At 40.0% G+C, this 19278-nt stretch carries 17 protein-coding genes; 13 read left to right on the forward strand and 4 right to left on the reverse strand.

Going from position 1 to position 19278, the window contains the following annotated elements; all coding sequences use genetic code 11:
- Window positions 1-76: 76 nt before the first annotated feature.
- The 3 genes from L3V38_RS04380 to L3V38_RS04390 all read left to right on the forward strand — a co-directional run bounded on the left by L3V38_RS04380 (window position 77) and on the right by L3V38_RS04390 (window position 3589).
- A complete protein-coding gene (locus L3V38_RS04380) occupies window positions 77-1465 on the forward strand; it encodes a M28 family metallopeptidase (RefSeq protein WP_237118500.1) in 1389 nt (462 codons plus the stop codon).
- A gap of 312 nt (window positions 1466-1777) precedes the next feature.
- Window positions 1778-3130 carry an NADP-specific glutamate dehydrogenase gene (gene gdhA, locus L3V38_RS04385; RefSeq protein WP_237118501.1) on the forward strand — a complete coding sequence of 451 codons (1353 nt, stop codon included), beginning with the start codon at window positions 1778-1780 and terminating at the stop codon, window positions 3128-3130.
- Between the two features lie 105 nt (window positions 3131-3235).
- Window positions 3236-3589 carry a DUF1428 domain-containing protein gene (locus L3V38_RS04390; protein WP_237118502.1) on the forward strand — a complete coding sequence of 118 codons (354 nt, stop codon included), beginning with the start codon at window positions 3236-3238 and terminating at the stop codon, window positions 3587-3589.
- A 54-nt stretch (window positions 3590-3643) separates the two neighbouring features.
- Here the strand turns inward: L3V38_RS04390 and L3V38_RS04395 are convergent, their stop codons facing one another.
- The 3 genes from L3V38_RS04395 to L3V38_RS04405 all read right to left on the reverse strand — a co-directional run bounded on the left by L3V38_RS04395 (window position 3644) and on the right by L3V38_RS04405 (window position 7123).
- A complete protein-coding gene (locus tag L3V38_RS04395; RefSeq protein WP_237118503.1) occupies window positions 3644-5359 on the reverse strand; it encodes an AMP-binding protein in 1716 nt (571 codons plus the stop codon).
- Between the two features lie 239 nt (window positions 5360-5598).
- The gene (locus tag L3V38_RS04400; RefSeq protein WP_130149949.1) at window positions 5599-6045 is read right to left on the reverse strand and encodes a DUF3010 family protein; all 447 of its coding nucleotides are present in this window, start codon (window positions 6043-6045) and stop codon (window positions 5599-5601) included.
- Window positions 6046-6109: 64 nt separating this feature from the next.
- A complete protein-coding gene (locus tag L3V38_RS04405) occupies window positions 6110-7123 on the reverse strand; it encodes an endonuclease/exonuclease/phosphatase family protein (protein ID WP_130149948.1) in 1014 nt (337 codons plus the stop codon).
- Window positions 7124-7381: 258 nt separating this feature from the next.
- Between L3V38_RS04405 and thrS the strand changes: the two genes are divergently transcribed.
- From thrS to L3V38_RS04455, 10 genes are all read left to right on the forward strand, one after another.
- Window positions 7382-9292 carry a threonine--tRNA ligase gene (gene thrS / locus L3V38_RS04410; protein WP_237118504.1) on the forward strand — a complete coding sequence of 637 codons (1911 nt, stop codon included), beginning with the start codon at window positions 7382-7384 and terminating at the stop codon, window positions 9290-9292.
- A 57-nt stretch (window positions 9293-9349) separates the two neighbouring features.
- On the forward strand, window positions 9350-9910 hold the full coding sequence (infC, locus tag L3V38_RS04415; protein ID WP_083515308.1) for a translation initiation factor IF-3: 561 nt from the start codon (window positions 9350-9352) through the stop codon (window positions 9908-9910).
- A 212-nt stretch (window positions 9911-10122) separates the two neighbouring features.
- Complete coding sequence (gene rpmI / locus L3V38_RS04420; RefSeq protein WP_054554888.1) at window positions 10123-10323, forward strand: 50S ribosomal protein L35; 201 nt, start codon at window positions 10123-10125, stop codon at window positions 10321-10323.
- A gap of 15 nt (window positions 10324-10338) precedes the next feature.
- On the forward strand, window positions 10339-10698 hold the full coding sequence (rplT, locus tag L3V38_RS04425; RefSeq protein ID WP_062569157.1) for a 50S ribosomal protein L20: 360 nt from the start codon (window positions 10339-10341) through the stop codon (window positions 10696-10698).
- Between the two features lie 199 nt (window positions 10699-10897).
- Entirely contained in the window at window positions 10898-12694 is a 1797-nt protein-coding gene (locus tag L3V38_RS04430; RefSeq protein WP_237118505.1) for a M14 family metallopeptidase, read from the forward strand.
- Window position 12695: 1 nt separating this feature from the next.
- The gene (locus L3V38_RS04435; RefSeq protein ID WP_237118506.1) at window positions 12696-13337 is read left to right on the forward strand and encodes an MBL fold metallo-hydrolase; all 642 of its coding nucleotides are present in this window, start codon (window positions 12696-12698) and stop codon (window positions 13335-13337) included.
- Between the two features lie 97 nt (window positions 13338-13434).
- The gene (locus L3V38_RS04440; protein ID WP_036968198.1) at window positions 13435-13893 is read left to right on the forward strand and encodes an Lrp/AsnC family transcriptional regulator; all 459 of its coding nucleotides are present in this window, start codon (window positions 13435-13437) and stop codon (window positions 13891-13893) included.
- Between the two features lie 148 nt (window positions 13894-14041).
- Window positions 14042-15598 carry a SulP family inorganic anion transporter gene (locus L3V38_RS04445; protein ID WP_237118507.1) on the forward strand — a complete coding sequence of 519 codons (1557 nt, stop codon included), beginning with the start codon at window positions 14042-14044 and terminating at the stop codon, window positions 15596-15598.
- 155 nt (window positions 15599-15753) lie between these two features.
- Window positions 15754-16824: a histidine kinase gene (locus L3V38_RS04450; RefSeq protein WP_062569153.1), complete on the forward strand. Its 1071-nt coding sequence runs from the start codon at window positions 15754-15756 to the stop codon at window positions 16822-16824.
- The gene (locus L3V38_RS04455) at window positions 16825-17649 is read left to right on the forward strand and encodes a LytTR family DNA-binding domain-containing protein (protein ID WP_130149944.1); all 825 of its coding nucleotides are present in this window, start codon (window positions 16825-16827) and stop codon (window positions 17647-17649) included.
- Between the two features lie 67 nt (window positions 17650-17716).
- On the opposite strand, the gene pyk is transcribed toward L3V38_RS04455, so the two are convergent.
- Window positions 17717-19150: a pyruvate kinase gene (pyk, locus tag L3V38_RS04460; RefSeq protein WP_130149943.1), complete on the reverse strand. Its 1434-nt coding sequence runs from the start codon at window positions 19148-19150 to the stop codon at window positions 17717-17719.
- Between the last annotated feature and the right edge of the window lie 128 nt (window positions 19151-19278).

Here is a 19278-nt window from a genome sequence, read left to right on the forward strand (position 1 = left end):
CTGTCTTCTAACTCATAACTATTGCGTGAAATGAAATATTAGTTAGCCTTGAATGATTCATTGAAGGAGTGAAACTATGTTTAAGCGTAAAATAATAACCACAAGTGGTGCTTTGTTTAGCTCATCACTATTATTGACAGCGGCAGCGCATGCCACGACACCTCAATACAAAGATCAACAAGCTTTGCATGATATTGCAAATGCAGTTTCAAAAACGCGTATAGAGCAAGACATTCAAACGCTGGTTGATTTTGGCACTCGTCACACCTTATCGGAAACAAAATCAAATACGCGCGGAATCGGTGCGGCAAGGCGCTGGATAAAATCTGAGTTCGAGGCTATTTCAAAAGCCTGTGGTAATTGCTTAGAAATTATCGAAGTAAAAGACACTATTTCTGGTGAAAAGCGCATTCCAAACCCAGTAGAGGTTGTCAATATCGTGGCTATTCAGCGCGGCCAAGTTGATGAAAATCGCATGATAATGATGTCCGGAGATATTGATTCGAGAGTCTCTGATGTTATGGACTATAAATCAGATGCGCCAGGGGCTAACGATAATGCATCCGGTGTGGCTGGTGTGCTTGAATCTGCGCGTGTTTTATCAAAGCATAAATTTAATGGCTCGATTGTTTATGCAGCACTATCTGGTGAAGAACAAGGCTTGTTTGGTGGTAAAATTTTAGCTAAATATGCACAAGAGCATAACTGGCGTGTTCATGGTGTTTTAAATAACGACATGATTGGTAATTCAACCGGCATTAATGGCGTTACAGATAACACAACAGCACGTATTTTCTCAGAAGGTACACGCGTTATAGAAACAAAAGAGCAAGCTCATAAACGCCGTTTTACCGGTGGTGAAGTCGACTCTGCAAGTCGTAACCTTGCACGCTACATTGATACAATTGCCGATAGATATATTGAAAATCTCGATACCATGTTGGTCTATCGACTCGATAGATTTGGTCGAGGAGGGCATCATCGTCCATTTAATGATGTTGGCTTTGCAGCGGTGCGCATTATGGAAACCAATGAAAATTACAATCAACAGCATCAAGACCTACGTACTGAAAATGGTATCACTTACGGTGACACCATCGATCATGTTGATTTTGCCTATGCGGCTAAATTAACCTCATTAAATGCTGTGACTATGGCGTCAATGGCCTGGGCACCAGCCCCGCCGACAGGTGTCAGTATTTCAGGTGCTGTAAAGCCAAGTACAACACTAGCTTGGCATAAAAGTGATGATCCAACTGTGGTTAGCTATAAAATTTATTGGCGTTATACCAGTGAACCACAGTGGCAGTTTAGCCGGGACGTTGGCAAAGTAACCGAAGCAACCCTTAAAAATGTCGTGATCGATAATTACTATTTTGGTGTCGCATCAGTGAACAAAGACGGTATTGAATCGCCGGTTGTGTTCCCAGGGGATGTGGGCGCATTTGAGTGGCCGAGTAAGTAAATTATTGTGTGTCATAGCGTACTCCAATGTGCGCTATGATTGATCCTAATTCGCATTTCGACAAAGCTATTTTCTGTAATTAACCCTCTGTTAGCAGCGTTAAAAATGTCTTCCCTTTTCATTTAAATCCACAACAAACAATATGCTCTAGCAATAAAGTTAACTTTGCGAGTGGCTCTCTCACATGAACACTTGACCTTTTAAACCGTTTTTATAGAGTAGTCTTCTCTCATTATTCTAAGTGATCGATCTTCTACAGGATAGAGTTTAAATAGTAACTAGCAATTTCAATAGCTTAAAAGAGGAGTTGGCATGCAATATCTACAAGGAATTCTGCAAACAGTAAAGGAATCTAACCCTAACGAACCTGAGTTTTATCAAGCTGTTGAGGAAGTAATATCATCTCTTAACCATGTAGTAGATGGTAATAATGATTTCAAAAAACTGGGCATTATCGAACGATTAGTTGAGCCAGAAAGGCAAATTATTTTCAGAGTTCCATGGCTTGATGATAACGGGAATGTGCACGTCAACAGGGGATATCGTATTGAGTTTAGCTCTACTCTTGGGCCTTTTAAAGGAGGTCTACGTTTTCATCCCAGCGTAAATCTTGGAGTCGTTAAGTTCTTAGGCTTTGAACAGATCCTCAAGAATGCGTTAACGGGTTTACCCTTAGGCGGCGCAAAAGGAGGAGCAGACTTTGACCCGAAAGGGAAAAGTGATAACGAGATTATGCGCTTTTGCCAATCTTTCATGACAGAGCTATATAGGCACATTGGTGCTACAACGGATGTACCAGCGGGTGATATAGGCGTAGGTTCAAGAGAAATAGGCTATTTATTTGGCCAATACAAGCGCATAACTAATCAGTTTCAAGGGGTGCTCACGGGTAAGCCTTTGCTGATGGGGGGCTCTGTATTAAGGGCTGAAGCGACAGGCTATGGCATAGCTTATTTTCTAAGTGCTATGCTTGATGCTAAAAATGACTCTTTAAAAGGAAAGCGCTGTCTCGTATCTGGCGCGGGTAATGTAGCATTGCATCTGATGGATAAGCTTAGCCAGTGTGATGCTATCGTTTTAACCTGTAGCGATTCAAAAGGGACTTTATACTGCAAAGATGGTTTAGATGTTGAGCTTGTTAAACACTTGAAAACCGAACAAGGAGCTGAGCTTCGAGACTACCTAAACACGCACGCTGAAGCAGAGTTTACACCCGTTAATCAGTACCCAAGCAATGGCCATAAAGTATGGCAATATGAAGCTGATATTGCTTTACCTTGTGCAACTCAAAATGAAATTACTAAAAATGATGCGACTTCACTTGTAGAGAATGGCTGTTTAATAGTATGTGAAGGTGCAAATATGCCAAGCACAGCAGAAGCGCTTACTGTTTTTAAAAAACATAAGGTTTATCTTGGACCTAGCAAAGCCGCAAATGCGGGTGGTGTGGCAACTAGTCAGTTTGAAATGGCACAAAATGCTAGCATGCAAACATGGCGACCAGAGCAAGTTGATGAAAAACTCCAACAAGTTATGAGGACTATCTTCGAGACTGTTTCGGCGACAGCGAAACAATATTCTCATAAGGACGACTTAAGCCTTGGTGCTAATATAGCTGGTTTCGAACGTGTAGCAGAAGCGATGATAAAACAAGGCGTTGTATAGCTGAGTAAGTGCCATTTTGGTAGCTTTAAGCGTTTATTGATTAAATCATTATGTACTTCTCTTTTCTTTAACTATGGTTAATGTGTTAACGAAAGGAGATAACTTATGTCATTTATCGATGGATTTGTAGCCGCTGTACCAACAGCAAATAAAGAAAAGTACCTAGTTCATGCAGAGTTAGCAGCCGAAATATTCAAAGAACACGGTGCATTAAAGGTGGTCGAGGCTTGGGGAAGCGATGTTCCTGATGGAGAAGTAACTTCATTTCCTATGGCTGTTAAAGCTCAAGAGAATGAAACAGTGGTGTTTTCTTGGGTGATCTGGCCATCCAAAGATGCTCGTGATAACGGTTGGCAGAACATAATGGGCGACCCTCGAATGAGCCCTGAGAACAACCCCATGCCATTTGACGGCAAGCGCATGATATATGGGGGCTTTGAGACTATTTTAGATAAATAGAAAATGTGCTTTTAGCTAAAGCTCAGGTAATGCAGAGCTTTAGCTATCTCTTAATTACGAGAATGTTTTTTCACTGAGCAACTCCTGCATTTGCTCACGCATTTTGAACTTTTGCAGTTTACCCGTAACTGTCATTGGGTATTCATCTACAAAGCGAATATGTTTTGGTACTTTGAAATAGGCAAGCTTGTCTTTTAAAAAAGTGCGAATGGCATGCTCATCTAGCACTGCATCATCTTGTGGTTGTATCCACGCACACACTTCTTCGCCATATTTTTCATCGCTAATTCCAAAAATAGCGGCATCTTGGATACCTGGATAGGTGTAAAGTACCTCCTCGATTTCTCGTGGGTATATGTTCTCACCGCCACGTATAATCATATCTTTAATGCGGCCAACAATAGAAACAAACCCTTCTTCGTCCATTACCCCTAAATCACCAGAGTGTAACCAGCCATCCTTATCGATGGTGGCATCCGTTTTCTCTTTATCGTTCCAATAGCAGCGCATGATACCCGCACCGCGACTACATACTTCACCTGGGATGCCAATCTGTTGAATATCACCCAGTTCATCAATAATTTTTACTTCGGTGTGGGCTAGAGCACGGCCGACAGTACTCACTTGCTTTTCAATTGGTGAGTCAGTTTCAGTCACATTGTTAATCGGGCTACATTCAGTTTGACCATAACCAATCACGACTTCAGTCATGTGCATTAATGAATGAACTTTGCGCATAACTTGCTCAGGACATGTCGAACCAGCCATGATGCCTGTTCGTAGACTCGATAAATCATATTGAGCGAACTCTTTGTGTTCTAATTCAGCTATAAACATGGTCGGTACACCATGAAGAGCGGTACAGCGTTCTTTTTCTACTACTTCAAGGGTTGTTTTAGGATCAAATGAATCACCAGGGAAGACTGCTGTTGCGCCCTTACTAATACACACTAAATTACCTAACACCATACCAAAACAATGGTACAGAGGCACAGGAATACAGAGCTTATCCTGGTATGTTAGTTTCATAGCTTCAGCCATTAAAAAACCATTATTGAGAATGTTTTTATGGGATAAGGTCGCGCCTTTTGGGTTACCAGTGGTACCTGATGTAAATTGAATATTGATATCTTGCTCGCAATGCAATGTGGCAGCTATCGCATCGAGCTCGAGTTTATGAGCATCTGTAGCGCGTTGCATAATATCATCAAAACTGAACATTCCTGGAGCTGGCTCATTACCAATACGGATTATGTTTTTTAAATGTGGAAGGGCATTTAGGTTTAATTCACCTGCATGTGAACTTTTTAGCTCAGGTGCAAGTTCATTAAGCATACTTATATAGTTACTCGCTTTAAACTCACTTGCGGTAATGAGCGTTGAGCACTCAACGCTGTTAAGAGCATATTTTAATTCACTCGGACGATATGCAGGGTTAATACATACCATAATGGCACCAATTTTTGCGGTTGCGAATTGCGTTAAACACCACTCAATATTATTAGGAGACCAAATACCAACACGGCCTCCTGGTTTAACGCCAAGGGAGAGCAGCCCCATAGCGAGCTGATTAATTTGCTGTTGGTATTCTTTGTACGTCAGGCGGATGTTTTGATGATTAACAATAATAGCGGGGTGTTCAGGGTTATTGTCGACAATAGCGTCAAGATACTGACCTATTGTTTTATCAATTAAGGGGACGTCCGTAGCGCCTTGAAAATAGCTCTGTGTTAATGGGAGACTGTTACCATGTATGTTATTTGCTTGCATTGTGTTCTCCGTGTCCTATTAAATTGTTGTCATGGACTTGATACGAAAATAGCTAACCCAATAGGTTGAATATTTTTTAGCATTAGCTTACATGTTTAACTAAGCATAGATTGTCGACAAATGAAAGTAATATAAGACTAATGTACAGAGTGTATTTTTAAGTACAGAGGAAAGGATGGCTTTTTACAGACACAAAAAAACGTGCATAAGCACGTTTTAAGTATTGATGATGTTTAGGCTTAGGCTTCGCCTTGCTTGTATGTTTTACGCATCAGATAAACGTAGGCATTAATAAAGGCATTTTCTTGAAACTTTTTAAGGCCTGTATCTTCAAATGCAATAGGGAGAGGGTTACGTTTTAGTTGCTCTTTTATTGCCGTTGCGCTTAATATTTCTACATCTAGTTCTTCGATAAGTTGGATAGCTGTTTCCATCTTAAAACCTTTTGCACTACCGGCAAATTTACCTTTCGGTTGACGCTCTTTAATTGCTACAGAATCAATTTGATAGTCTTGCATTAGTTTTCTGAAATCAAATTGAAATTTACGCATAACTTCAGTGTCGTTACCGTTAGCTAAGGTAAAGCGAGTTTGTCTTATATCACGGATATCAAAGACATCATTATCTTTTGTTAAAATACACAGTAGTACGTCGCTGCCGGTAATTTCTACACCGCATGTTCTCATGGTCATTCTCTAAATAACTTAATTTTCGCAATTATAGCAAGTAACGACTTGAAAAACAGTTGCTTTAAAAATGAATTTTAATTGCAATCGCACTATGGTCACTGACGCTTATGTCTTCAAGTGTTTCGGCAGGATTTAAATGATCTTCAAAGCTTGAGTATGAGACAGAGCTGACTTTTGACATTGCACACTCAGGATTGAAATGTGCAGAAACAAGTATATAGTCAAGTACGCTACCACGGCGGTGATAATAATGACTGTAAGGCTTAGTATAGCCTGCTTTATTTTCATCACTAAATTGATACACATCCGTTAATCCGACCACAGGTTCATTCTGCTCAATGCATGGTTCACAACGTGTTGGATGGAAACCTTGTGTCATAAATGACAGTGTTGGGCTTGTAAGTACATCATTAAAATCACCCATCACAATAGTTGCACATTGCTTTTCACGCTGGGTCTTTAAAGCATCGTAATAAACAATAGACGCCTCAAGGGAGCGTGATATTTGCGATTGCATGGTTCCCACTGTCTGATGTAGTAATTGAAGTAATGGGTCTTCAAGATTGTGAATGTTTAAAATATGCGCCATTGATTGCACGCGTTGTGATTTAAAGTGAACAACATAACAACAAATGTCACCAAAAAAAGGGATTGAGATTAAGCATTTGATAGGGGTTCTATTGAACTTGAACTCATTTTGGTTATTCAAGTATTCAAGCAGTTCTGGGCAGGGGGTTAGTGGTTCACAGCTTTTTAAAGGGTACTTACTGGCTAAGGCGACAATGGGGTTGAAAAGTACCTGTGGATACAGCGCATCGTGACTTGGCGTGTCAACTATTTCAAAGTAGTCGTAACCAGCTTCTTTACATTGTATTTCCAGTGCTTGATAGCTAAAAACCTCTTGAAAAGCGACTATATCGGCTTGGGTTTGGTTTAGAAATTGGGCGATAAATTGCTGCTTTTGACGCCACTGGGTTTTATTATAATGTTCATGTTGCTGATAAAAAGAATAGGGTGGTGCTGTATAATTTAGCAAATTAAACGTTGCAAATTTAACTGTGCGAGGTTTTGACATCATATTTACCCAAAAAGTTATCTTCACTAAGTATGAAATGGGATAAGTAATTGTCAATTTAGTCTTCTAACTACTTGTATTTGAATTCACTAGCGGCGACAATGGTTGTTCATGTTTGCGAAGACTCAGTGAATATGAGCCTAAATAGGCACTAAATGGCAATGCTTATTCGTAAAAGCGTTGCAGAGTTTACAAATTAATTTTTTAAAAAATACATGTGATGCATTGTAGGCATCACCACTGTAGTAAGGATTTATAATGCCAGTTATTACCCTCCCTGACGGCAGTCAGCGTAGTTTCGAAAACCCAGTAAGTACCTATGATGTAGCAAGTGATATCGGTCCTGGCCTTGCCAAGGCAACCATTGCAGGCCGTGTTAATGGCTCGCGTGTTGATGCATGTGATTTAATTACCGATGACGCACGCTTAGAAATCATCACAGCAAAAGACGACGACGGTTTAGAGATCATTCGTCACTCATGTGCGCACCTTATTGGTCATGCAGTTAAGCAACTTTTTCCTGAAGCGAAAATGGCAATCGGTCCGACCATCGATAACGGTTTCTATTACGATATCGATATGGAGCATTCTTTAAGCCAAGACGATTTAGATGCAATTGAAAAGCGTATGCTTGAGCTTGCTAAAACAAACTACGATGTGGTTAAAAAGACCGTCAGCTGGCAAGAAGCGCGTGATACTTTTGAAGCACGCGGTGAAACATATAAAATGGAAATCTTAGACGAGAATATCGCAAAAGATGACCGTCCAGGTTTATACCATCACGAAGAATATGTTGATATGTGTCGTGGCCCACACGTACCAAATATGAAATTCTGCCAACACTTCAAAATAATGAAAGTGGCGGGTGCATATTGGCGTGGTGATTCAGAAAATAAAATGCTACAGCGTATTTATGGCACGGCATGGGCAGATAAAAAGCAACTTAAAGCGTATTTAAAACGTTTAGAAGAAGCTGAGAAACGTGATCACCGTCGTATTGGTAAAGCACTTGACCTTTGGCACTGGCAAGAAGAAGCGCCTGGCATGGTGTTTTGGCACAATGATGGCTGGAGCATTTACCGTGAACTAGAAGACTTTGTTCGTGAAAAACTACGTGAGTATGATTACGAAGAAGTGAAAGGTCCATTAATGATGGACCGTGGTTTATGGGAAAAATCAGGTCACTGGGATAAATACGCAGATGCCATGTTCACAACTGAATCTGAAAAACGTGAATATGCCATTAAACCAATGAACTGCCCAGGTCACGTACAAATCTTTAACCAAGGTTTAAAATCATACCGTGATCTGCCATTACGTATGGCTGAATTCGGTTGTTGTCACCGTAACGAACCATCAGGTGCATTGCATGGCTTAATGCGTGTACGTGGTTTTACTCAAGATGATGCGCATATCTTCTGTACTGAAGAGCAAATCATGGATGAGGTATCGGCATGTATCAAAATGGTTTACGACACATACGAAACGTTTGGTTTTGAGAAGATTGTAGTAAAATTATCTACTCGCCCAGAAAAACGTATCGGTGAAGACGAAATGTGGGATAAAGCTGAGCTTGCGCTAGCTGAAGCATTAAAAGCAAACGACATTGAGTTTGATTATCTACCGGGTGAAGGTGCGTTCTATGGTCCTAAAATTGAATTTACATTGTATGACTGTTTAGACCGTGCATGGCAATGTGGTACAGTGCAGCTTGATTTTGCATTACCGGGTCGTTTAGGTGCAACTTATGTTGCTGAAAACAACGAACGTCGTACACCTGTTATGATTCACCGTGCTATATTAGGTTCAATCGAGCGTTTCATTGGTATTTTAACTGAAGAATACGCAGGCTTGTTCCCGACATGGCTTGCTCCTAAGCAAGTTGTGATTATGAATATCACAGACAAACAAGCTGATTATGTGCAAGAAATTGTACAAAAATTAAATAAACTTGGAATTAGAGCCGCTGCTGACTTGAGAAATGAGAAGATTGGCTTTAAAATCCGTGAACATACGTTAAAACGTATTCCATATTTACTTGTTGTTGGCGACAAAGAAGTTGAACAACAAGAAGTGGCAGTACGCACTCGCACAGGTGAAGACCTAGGCAAATTTAATGTTGATGATTTTGTAGCTAAAATTAGCGACGAAATAAAAAATCGACAATAAATCATGAGCGTGTAGGGCATAACAAACAGTCAACTACACGCTTTTTATTTTATATTCTTGGAGGATCGTACCATTAGAGGCGGCAAGAAAGGGCAACAAACAGCTCAAAAAAATCGTATCAACGAAGATATTACAGCTAAAGAAGTTCGTTTAATTGACATTGACGGCGAGCAAGCTGGCATCGTGTCATTAAAAGAAGCGCAAGCTATGGCAGATGATGCGGGTGTAGATCTTGTAGAAATTAGTCCTAATGCAGAGCCACCTGTATGTAAGGTTATGGACTACGGAAAGTTCATCTTTGAAAAAAGCAAAGAACTAAAAGAACAAAAGAAAAAGCAAAAGCAGATCCAGGTTAAAGAAATCAAATTCCGTCCAGGTACGGATGAAGGTGACTACCAGGTTAAGCTTCGCAACTTGCGTAAGTTCTTAGAAGCGGGTGATAAAGCTAAGATTACTATTCGTTTCCGTGGTCGTGAAATGGCTCACCAAGAAATTGGTATTGAATTATTAAATCGTGTTAAAGCTGATTTGGAAGATGTATCACAAGTTGAGTCTTTCCCAAATCGTGTTGAAGGTCGTCAAATGGTAATGATGATGGCCCCTATTGCTAAAAAGTAATAAACAAGCGATAATGCGCACCGAATTTATTTCAGGTCTCCAAGTAACAGCTTGCTGTTCACCTGAAATAACCGGTTTAAAGTAAAATTACAGTTATATTGACTGAGTTTTCACCGGATATTGGCGGTAAGTTTGGCCTTATAAAGTAGAGTTATTTATTTACCTCTCGCCTGCTTGCCTAATCGTAAAGCAATACATTTGGAGTTATTGCAATGGCTTATAAGCTAAAAACTCACAGAGGCGCTGCTAAGCGTTTCAAAAAGACTGCTTCTGGCGGTTTCAAGCGTAAACAAGCGCATCTTCGTCACATTCTGACTAAGAAAACTTCTAAGCGTAAATTACACTTACGTCCTAAGATGATGGTTCATAAGAATGACCATGGTCTAGTTTCACGTATGTTACCATTCGCTTAATAGGAGTCTTCAGAAATGGCAAGAGTTAAACGCGGTGTTATCGCACGTGCACGTCACAAAAAAGTTTTAAAGCAAGCTAAAGGTTACTACGGAGCACGTTCACGTGTTTACCGCGTAGCTTTCCAGGCAGTTACTAAAGCGGGTCAATACGCTTACCGTGACCGTCGTGCTAAGAAACGTACTTTCCGTCAACTTTGGATTGCACGTATCAATGCAGCAGCTCGTCAAAACGGTCTTTCATACAGCCGTTTTATCAATGGTCTTAAAAAGACTTCTGTAGAAATCGATCGTAAGATCCTTGCAGATATCGCAGTTTATGACCAAGTTGCATTTGCAGCACTTGTTGAAAAAGCAAAAGAAGGCCTAGCGGCTTAATTCGCTTTTCATAAAAGTTTTAAAAAGGAGCCTTGTGCTCCTTTTTTTGATCTCAAACTCAAAACATTTCTTTGCGAAATAATTATATACGCATGTCATTAGCTCCATTTTTTTGTTGAATCACCGCAGTTTACGCAATCATTTCAGATTAGTTGTTATAATTTCTTCTAATTAAATAAGTATCGCACCTGAGAGTAATATGTTTGCTAGCTTAATGTTTTTATCTGCTGCTGTGACCATGGACAGTCACTTACCACCCTTAAAACCTTGGCAAGGTGAAAGTGTGACGTTGATGCAAGAAAAAGGTCCATTAACTACAGATTTTGAATTGAGTGGCGGTATGCGTTCGCCAAATTATGAAGATACCATGGCATTTGTTGATAGACTTGTGGCTGCCAACCCCACACAGTTTAAAGTACAAACAATAGCAACAAGCAGTGCAGGGCGTAAGATAAAAATGTTAGTGGCGAATGAGCAAGGTTTGTTCGATGCAGCGCAGTTAACGTCTGATGCTAAGCCAACAATTTTTATTCAAGCAGGTATACACAGTGGTGAGATTGATGGCAAAGACGCCATGTTTATGCTGCTGCGTGACATTGCAACAGGCAAGCGCCGTGATATCTTGAGTAAAGTGAATATACTCTTCATTCCTATTTTAAATGTTGATGGACATGAAAGAAGTAGCCAATTCAATCGTATAAATCAGCGTGGCCCCGTTGAAATGGGCTTTAGAACCAATGGTTTAAATTTAAACCTTAATCGAGATTACACTAAGTTAGATACCCCAGAAGTGCGAGGTGTCTTGAAGGTTATTAATACGTTCAAACCCGATCTCTATGTCGATGTGCATGTCACTGACGGCGCTGATTATCAGTATGATGTAACGTATGGCTATAATCCTGTTTTTTCAAGTGAATCGCCCAGTGTTTCAGAAGCACTTGATACAATGTTCAAACCAATTATCGATGCTAAATTGACGAAAATGGGTCATATTCCTGGTCCGTTAGTTTTTGTTATGGATAAACGTGACTTTAAAAAGGGATTAGCCGGTTGGGTCGCAACCCCCCGTTATTCAAACGGCTGGGGTGATTTACGCTCTTTACCGAGTATTTTAGTTGAGAATCACTCTTTGAAGCCTTATAAACAGCGTGTACTTGGCACTTATGTGTTTTTAGATGGTGCAATTGATGCACTCGCAAAAAATAATCAAGCGTTACAAGCTGCGGTTAAAAAAGAACGTGAATTTAAACCTACGCAACTAGTGGTTGAGCGCAGCTATGCTACAGAACCAGATACACTGGTATTTAAAGGAATTAAATATACGCGTAGTAAAAGTGAATTATCAGGGCAAGCGGAAGTAGCTTATCTTGGTGAAGAAGAAAGTTATGATGCATTGCCTATTTACTGGCAAAAAATCGTTAAAAAAACAGTTAATGTGCCTAGCGCCTTTTATATTCCGCCAGCTTATAGTGCAATTATTAGTAAATTAAAACTACATGGTGTCGAAGTATTGCGTGTTAACGACACTGGGCCTAAATTGTTAACACAGGCTTCGGTAAAAGACTATACTTTTGCTAACGTGCCTTTTGAAGGACGTTTTCGGGTTGAAGCAAGCTTCGATTACAAGAGTATCACTGATGTTGATGTAACTGGCTGGTATAAGGTATCAACAAATCAGCCATACTCAGAGCTAGCAACTCATTTGCTGCATCCTGAAGCACCTGATTCATTCTTTGCGTGGGGAGAATTCAATACTATTTTTCAGCGCACTGAGTATATGGAAAACTATGCGTTGATACCTTACGCAAAGCAAATGTTACAAGAGCAACCAGAGCTTGCGCTAGAGTTTGATCAAAAGGTTCGTGAAGATAAAGCCTTTGCTAAAGACCCAGAAGCACGTCTTAATTGGCTATACAAGCGATCACCATTTTATGATCAGGCTTATTTGCAGTACCCAATTTTAATGGCTTTTGAACAACCTTCAATGGAGCAATAAAATGAATGTTGTTACAGTTCCAGTAACAGGCTTTGCACAAAATTGTCGTATTGTTGTTTGTACAAATACCAATAAAGCGGCATTAATAGACCCAGGCGGGGACGTCGATAAACTAAGCGCAGAGCTCTCTACATTAGGGTGTGAACTTGAGTCTATCTTTTTAACCCATGGTCACCTTGATCACGTTGGTGCGGCGAAACAACTAGCTGATAAATTTGGTGTAAAAATTATTGGGCCACATCTTGATGACAAGTTTTGGTTTGATTCGTTACCAATGCAAGCGCAAATGTTTGGTTTTGCGCCGATTACGCCATTCTATCCAGATGCATGGTTAGCTCATGGTGACACAATCCATGTTGGGGAGGCTTGTTTATCAGTTCGCCACTGCCCTGGGCATACTCCTGGGCATGTTGTTTTTTACCATGATGCATCAGAGCAAGTTTTCGTTGGTGATGTAATTTTTCAAGGCTCAGTAGGGCGTACAGATTTTCCTAAAGGGGACAGTGCGCAACTTATTGCATCTATTAAGTCTGAAATTTTGAGTCTAGCAGATGACGTTAAAATTCTTCCGGGGCACGGTCCGAATACGACCGTAGGCCATGAACGAAAAACAAACCCATTTATTAGTGGACGCTATGGCTAAAATTGCATTTTTTTTGCATAAATAATTGAAAATGAGCAGACTGATTTTTAAATCAGTAGTATAATTTAACCAATAACTTTAAAGAAAAAGAAATAAAATGTCTCTAAACCAAGTAGATCGCCAAATTTTGGCATTGTTACAGCAAGATGCTAGCTTATCAACGGCAGAAATTGCCGATAAAGTTGGTTTATCTCAATCTCCATGTTGGCGTCGTATCGCGAAGCTTGAGCAGGATGGCTATATCAAAGGTAAAGTTGCTTTGCTCGACGAAAAAAAGCTTGGCTTTGATATGTTGGTTTACGCCCACGTTCGCTTGTCTAACCACGGCAGAACAAATCTTGCTGAATTTGAACGTTTGATCATGAGTTATGATGAAGTCACTGAATGTTATAGTATGGCGGGGACAATGGACTTTATGTTGCGTATCATTTCAAAAGGAATAGAAGGTTATGAGCAGTTTGTTCGTGACAACCTTTTGAATCTAGAGTTCGTTCAAGAAGTACATTCGAATGTTACAATGACGTGTGTTAAACGTAGTACGTCTTTACCACTTTAATTCTTTTATTTACTACACTTAGTCTTTTTCAAAAAACGGCTAGCATTTTATGGTGCTAGCCGTTTTGTTGTTAATAATTGTTAACGTATCGAGTTTTTGCTAGAATTCTGCGCCTTGCCAAAATGCATTCATAAGAAAGAGGATCTTAATGTTTAACTTACTCAGCAAAGCCCCCAGCTCTGCTAAAAACGATATTTTATCAGGCCTGACTGTAGCGTTAGCATTAGTACCAGAAGCAGTTGCATTTGCTTTCGTTGCTAACGTTGAACCATTAGTCGGTTTATATGCTGCATTTATTGTTGGCTTAATAACGGCTATTTTCGGTGGTCGTCCCGGCATGATTTCAGGTGCTACAGGCGCACTGGCTGTTGTGATGGTAAGTTTAGTATTAGATCATGGTGTAGAGTATTTATTTGCCACTGTACTATTAATGGGGATATTGCAGATCTTAGCGGGTGTGTTTAAGCTCGGTAAATTTATCCGCATGGTGCCACATCCAGTGATGTTGGGATTTGTAAACGGTTTGGCAATCGTTATTTTCTTAGCGCAGTTAGGGCAGTTTAAAGTACCAGATGGCATGGGCGGTCAGCAGTGGATGGAAGGTCAAGCACTGTATATTATGCTTGGTTTAGTTGCATTAACTATGGCTATTATTCACTTTTTACCAAAGCTCACAACAGCAGTACCATCTTCGCTTGTTGCGATTGTGACCGTAACAGGTTTAGTCATTGGTCTGGATTTAGAAGCGCGTACGGTGCTTGATTTTCTAAAAGGCATGACAGATAACGAGCAAGCGACCATTGCAGGTGGCTTACCTGAATTTCATATTCCTATGGTGCCTTTCAATTTAGAAACGCTTAAAATTATTTTCCCTTACGCATTAGTCCTAGCGGCAATTGGCTTAATTGAATCATTATTAACACTCACTTTAATTGATGAGATCACAGAAACTCGCGGCCACAGTAATAAAGAGTGTATAGGTCAAGGTGCTGCCAATGTAACCTGTGGCTTCTTTGGTGCAATGGGTGGTTGTGCCATGATTGGTCAATCAATGATCAACATAAACTCGGGTGGTCGTTCACGTTTATCTGGCATTAGTGCAGCTTTATTGCTTCTTGTTTTTATCGTGTTTGCAGCAAGTTTAATCGAGATGATCCCATTAGCAGCGCTAGTGGGTGTTATGTTTATGGTCGTTTTAGGCACATTTGAGTGGGCAAGTTTCAAAATGATGAAGCGAGTACCTAAGTCAGATGCGTTTGTGATTGTATTAGTTTCAGGTGTAACCGTTGCAACCGACTTGGCAATAGCGGTTTGTGTGGGTGTTATTGTATCTGCACTGGTATTTGCTTGGCAGCATGCGAAGCACATTTACACAAGTAATTACATAGACGAACAAGGTTCAAAAGTATATGAACTGCATGGCCCATTGTTCTTTGGCTCAGTGAAAAACTTTGCTGAATTATTTGATGTTAAAAATGATCCTCAAGATGTGATCATTGAATTTAAGCACAGCCGTGTTGCTGATCATAGTGCAATTGAAGCCATAGATAGCTTAGCGGATAAATATAAGAAAGCAGGTAAGCAATTACACTTACGTCATTTGAGTCCTGATTGCATTCAACTCCTTCATAAGGCACGTGATATTGTTGAAGTTAATGTGATTGAAGATCCCAATTATAAAGTGGCTTCAGATAAATTAGCTTAAAAATAAAGCAATGATAAAGCGAAGGCTGTAGTAGTCTTCGCTTTTTTAATGCCTGAAGAATGCGGTAAGGCTATAAAAAATCAAGATAGGCGGCAGTGCTTTATTCTCGTGACTATCGGTATAATAAAAATAAGTATATAAGGTAACTCGTTATTTTGAATTGGCAATCTTTAGTTGATAATCGACAACGTTTTTTCTGGGTCCTGCAGATCGCTGGCTGGATTGGCTATGCATTAGTAAATTATATAGGCTCAAAAGTATTTGAAATGCGTGACATATACGTGTTTGTTATCGTTTTGAATGCTTATGCAGGATGCTTAATGACGATACCTTTACGCTATATGTATAGGAAAGTATGGAACGCGTCACCTTGGGTATTAATGCTCGTTGTTTTTGGTGCGTCTTATCTGACGGGAACGCTTTGGGCAGTAGTACAAAAGTTTAACTTATGGGAAATATACCGCCATGGTTATAGGCCAAATGAGTGGTTTTATTACCTTCAACAAGGTTTAGATTCTGTCTATATCATTCTGTGTTGGAGTGGTTTGTACTTTGGAATTAAGTATTACCAGCTTTTACAAAGTGAGCGACAAAAAGCGTTAAAAGCAACAACAATGGCCCATGAAGCTCAACTAAAAATGCTTCGTTATCAGTTAAACCCGCATTTTTTATTTAATACGCTTAATGCTATTTCTACATTGATATTGGTAAAAGAGAACAAAGATGCAAATCTAATGGTCTCTAAGTTAAGTGACTTTTTACGTTATACGTTAAACACAGATCCAATCAAAAAAGTCCCATTAGAGCAGGAGTTACATGCTTTAATGTTGTACTTAGAAATTGAAAGAGTACGTTTTGATGAACGTTTGCAGGTAAATGTTGAAGTGAGTGAGCAAGCAAAAGAAGCGCTAGTGCCAAGTTTAATACTGCAACCGATCATCGAAAATGCCATTAAGTATGCTATTGCACAACTAAATGAAGGTGGTGTGATTGATATAAAAGCACAAGTTTTCGCAAATGAACTATTATTGGAAGTAGGCGATAATGGTCCTGGTACCGAGCTGATAAATGGCCAACTGGTTAATTCTCAAGGCGTTGGCATAGCAAATACCAAAGACCGACTAAAAACACTTTATGAGAACAATTATTCGTTTGTACTCTCTGACAATACGCCAAGTGGATTAAAGGTAAATCTGCGTGTTCCGTTTGAAAAGGCTGTTAAATAAATGAGCAAAATTAGAACGCTGATTGTTGATGATGAACCATTAGCCAGAAAAGGCTTAGCTGTACGACTTTCTGAGTTTGACGATTTGGAAGTTATTCGTTTATGTAGCAATGGACAAGAAGCAATTGATGAGTGTTTATCTGGTAACATTCAATTAGTATTTTTGGATATCCAAATGCCAAACATGAATGGTTTTGAAGTCGCGCGAGCATTAAGCGAGAGTGTTAATCCATTACCAGCAATTGTTTTTGTAACGGCATTTGATCAGTTTGCTGTTAAAGCATTCGAAATTCATGCATTGGATTATATTCTTAAACCAGTCGATGACAACAGACTAAAACAGGCGGTAGAGAAAGTGCATACCTATTTAAAGACACAACAAGATAACGCCCATAAGAAGAAACTAGCGAGCTTTGTTGCGGGTATTACAGGTAACAACTGCGAAGAAATTTTAAAGAAATTAGCAACAGGAGATAGCCTAGCAGATAGGCGTTACCCAGAATCACTCGCTGTAAAAGAGCAGGGCGAGATTGTTCGTGTGCCTGTGGTGACAATTCAATGGGTCGATGCGGCTGGGGATTATATGTGTCTGCATTGCCAAGACGGACAAACACATATTCTTCGTAAAACAATGAAAGAGCTTGAACAAGAGCTCGACCCGCAATTATTTGTACGTGTTCATCGTAGTGCTATTGTAAATACTAAGCAAATTAGCAAGCTTGTAACGCAAGTAAGCGGTGAATATTTATTAGTGCTTGATAACGGCCAAGAATTAAAGGTGAGCCGTAGCTACCGCGATAAAGTGAAAGCAGCACTAGCTAGTTAACAACAGACACTAATTAAGTCAAAAAAGGCGCATTTAATGCGCCTTTTTAACGAATAATTGTACTAGTTTAAACTGTTACAATCTTCATTGTATTTGTAGCACCAATTGTTTCCATCGCATCACCGTGCGTTAAAATCACTGTATCGCCAGCCACTAGAGAACCAAGTTCAACCAGTGTGTTTAATGCGTCACGAACCATGCTGTCATCTTCACATTTAGTTGAATCAAAGAACACAGGGTAAACACCACGGTAAAGAGCTGTTTGCCCCAGTGTGCTTGCATGACGTGATAGTGAGTAAATTGGTAAACCAGAGCTAATACGCGACATTAACTTAGCTGTGCTGCCTGATTCTGTTAGTGTCACAATCGCTTTTACAGAATCTAAATGATTAGCTGCATACATAGCAGATAAGGCTATTGATTCAGCATTTGATGAAAAACGGCTGTCTAAACGGTGTTTAGAGACGTGCGTTTCTTTTTGTGATTCGGCACCTAAACAAACTCGGGCCATAGTAGCAACAGTTTCTTCAGGGTAGTCACCAGCGGCTGTTTCAGCTGATAGCATAACGGCATCAGTGCCATCAAGTACTGCGTTTGCAACGTCCATAACCTCTGCACGGGTTGGCATTGGGTTATCGATCATTGATTCCATCATTTGTGTTGCTGTAACAACAGTACGGTTTAGCGAGCGCGCACGGCTAATAATAAGTTTTTGTTTACCAACAAGGGCTGCATCACCAATTTCAACACCAAGGTCACCACGTGCAACCATAACAGCGTCAGAAGCAAGTACGATATCGTCAATCGCTTCAACTGTTTCAACCGCTTCTGCACGTTCAATTTTTGCAAGAAGTTGCGCGTTTGAGCCAGCTGCTTCTGCTAAAGAGCGAACATAACGCATGTCATCGCCACTACGTGGGAATGAAACAGCAATGTAATCAACGCCAATTTCAGTGGCAGTGATTAAATCTTCTTTGTCTTTATCAGTGAAAGCAGGGGCTGTTAGACCACCGCCTAAACGGTTAATCCCTTTATTGTTTGAAAGTACGCCACCAACAGTAACAGTCGTGTGAACTAGGGCACCATCTACGCTATCAACTGTTAATTGAATTAAACCGTCGTTTAATAATAGTAAGTCACCTGATTTAACATCGTTTGGTAACTCTTTATAGTCGATACCTACCGCGTTTACGTCGCCTTGGCCTTTTTCCATTTCTGCATCAAGAGTAAATTTTGCGCCTACTTCTAGGTTTACTTTACCATCTTTGAAAGTTGAGACACGAATTTTAGGGCCTTGTAAGTCGGCAAGAATAGCAACGTGCTTGCTTAAACGCTTAGCAATGCTGCGTACCGCTTCAGCGCGGTCTTTATGATCTTGTGCTACACCATGTGAGAAGTTCAAACGAACAACATTTGCACCTGCACGAATAATTTTTTCTAGGTTGTTATCTCGATCGGTTGCCGGTCCAAGGGTCGCAACAATTTTTGTGCGTCTTAGCATCAAATTCTCCTGTGCGCTTAATTAAATTAAGCAAATTGATGGTTATCTATTAAAAAGCCGTGCAATTAAACCATTTATATTGGCTTATACATAAGCACGCTGTAGAACTCATAAGTAAAAATAGTGTT

The organism is Pseudoalteromonas sp. L1 (genome assembly GCF_021728095.1).
Lineage (GTDB): Bacteria > Pseudomonadota > Gammaproteobacteria > Enterobacterales > Alteromonadaceae > Pseudoalteromonas.

What these genes read in the sequence shown, in the direction of transcription:
- L3V38_RS04440 (WP_036968198.1), top strand. Translation starts at nt 13,435, where the DNA reads ATGTCTCTAAACCAAGTAGATCGCCAAATTTTGGCATTGTTACAGCAA.
- L3V38_RS04400 (WP_130149949.1), bottom strand. Translation starts at nt 6,045, where the DNA reads ATGAGAACATGCGGTGTAGAAATTACCGGCAGCGACGTACTACTGTGT.
- L3V38_RS04390 (WP_237118502.1), top strand. Translation starts at nt 3,236, where the DNA reads ATGTCATTTATCGATGGATTTGTAGCCGCTGTACCAACAGCAAATAAA.
- L3V38_RS04430 (WP_237118505.1), top strand. Translation starts at nt 10,898, where the DNA reads ATGTTTGCTAGCTTAATGTTTTTATCTGCTGCTGTGACCATGGACAGT.
- L3V38_RS04380 (WP_237118500.1), top strand. Translation starts at nt 77, where the DNA reads ATGTTTAAGCGTAAAATAATAACCACAAGTGGTGCTTTGTTTAGCTCA.
- L3V38_RS04455 (WP_130149944.1), top strand. Translation starts at nt 16,825, where the DNA reads ATGAGCAAAATTAGAACGCTGATTGTTGATGATGAACCATTAGCCAGA.
- L3V38_RS04395 (WP_237118503.1), bottom strand. Translation starts at nt 5,359, where the DNA reads ATGCAAGCAAATAACATACATGGTAACAGTCTCCCATTAACACAGAGC.
- thrS (WP_237118504.1), top strand. Translation starts at nt 7,382, where the DNA reads ATGCCAGTTATTACCCTCCCTGACGGCAGTCAGCGTAGTTTCGAAAAC.
- L3V38_RS04435 (WP_237118506.1), top strand. Translation starts at nt 12,696, where the DNA reads ATGAATGTTGTTACAGTTCCAGTAACAGGCTTTGCACAAAATTGTCGT.
- rpmI (WP_054554888.1), top strand. Translation starts at nt 10,123, where the DNA reads ATGGCTTATAAGCTAAAAACTCACAGAGGCGCTGCTAAGCGTTTCAAA.
- L3V38_RS04445 (WP_237118507.1), top strand. Translation starts at nt 14,042, where the DNA reads ATGTTTAACTTACTCAGCAAAGCCCCCAGCTCTGCTAAAAACGATATT.
- gdhA (WP_237118501.1), top strand. Translation starts at nt 1,778, where the DNA reads ATGCAATATCTACAAGGAATTCTGCAAACAGTAAAGGAATCTAACCCT.
- pyk (WP_130149943.1), bottom strand. Translation starts at nt 19,150, where the DNA reads ATGCTAAGACGCACAAAAATTGTTGCGACCCTTGGACCGGCAACCGAT.
- rplT (WP_062569157.1), top strand. Translation starts at nt 10,339, where the DNA reads ATGGCAAGAGTTAAACGCGGTGTTATCGCACGTGCACGTCACAAAAAA.
- L3V38_RS04405 (WP_130149948.1), bottom strand. Translation starts at nt 7,123, where the DNA reads ATGTCAAAACCTCGCACAGTTAAATTTGCAACGTTTAATTTGCTAAAT.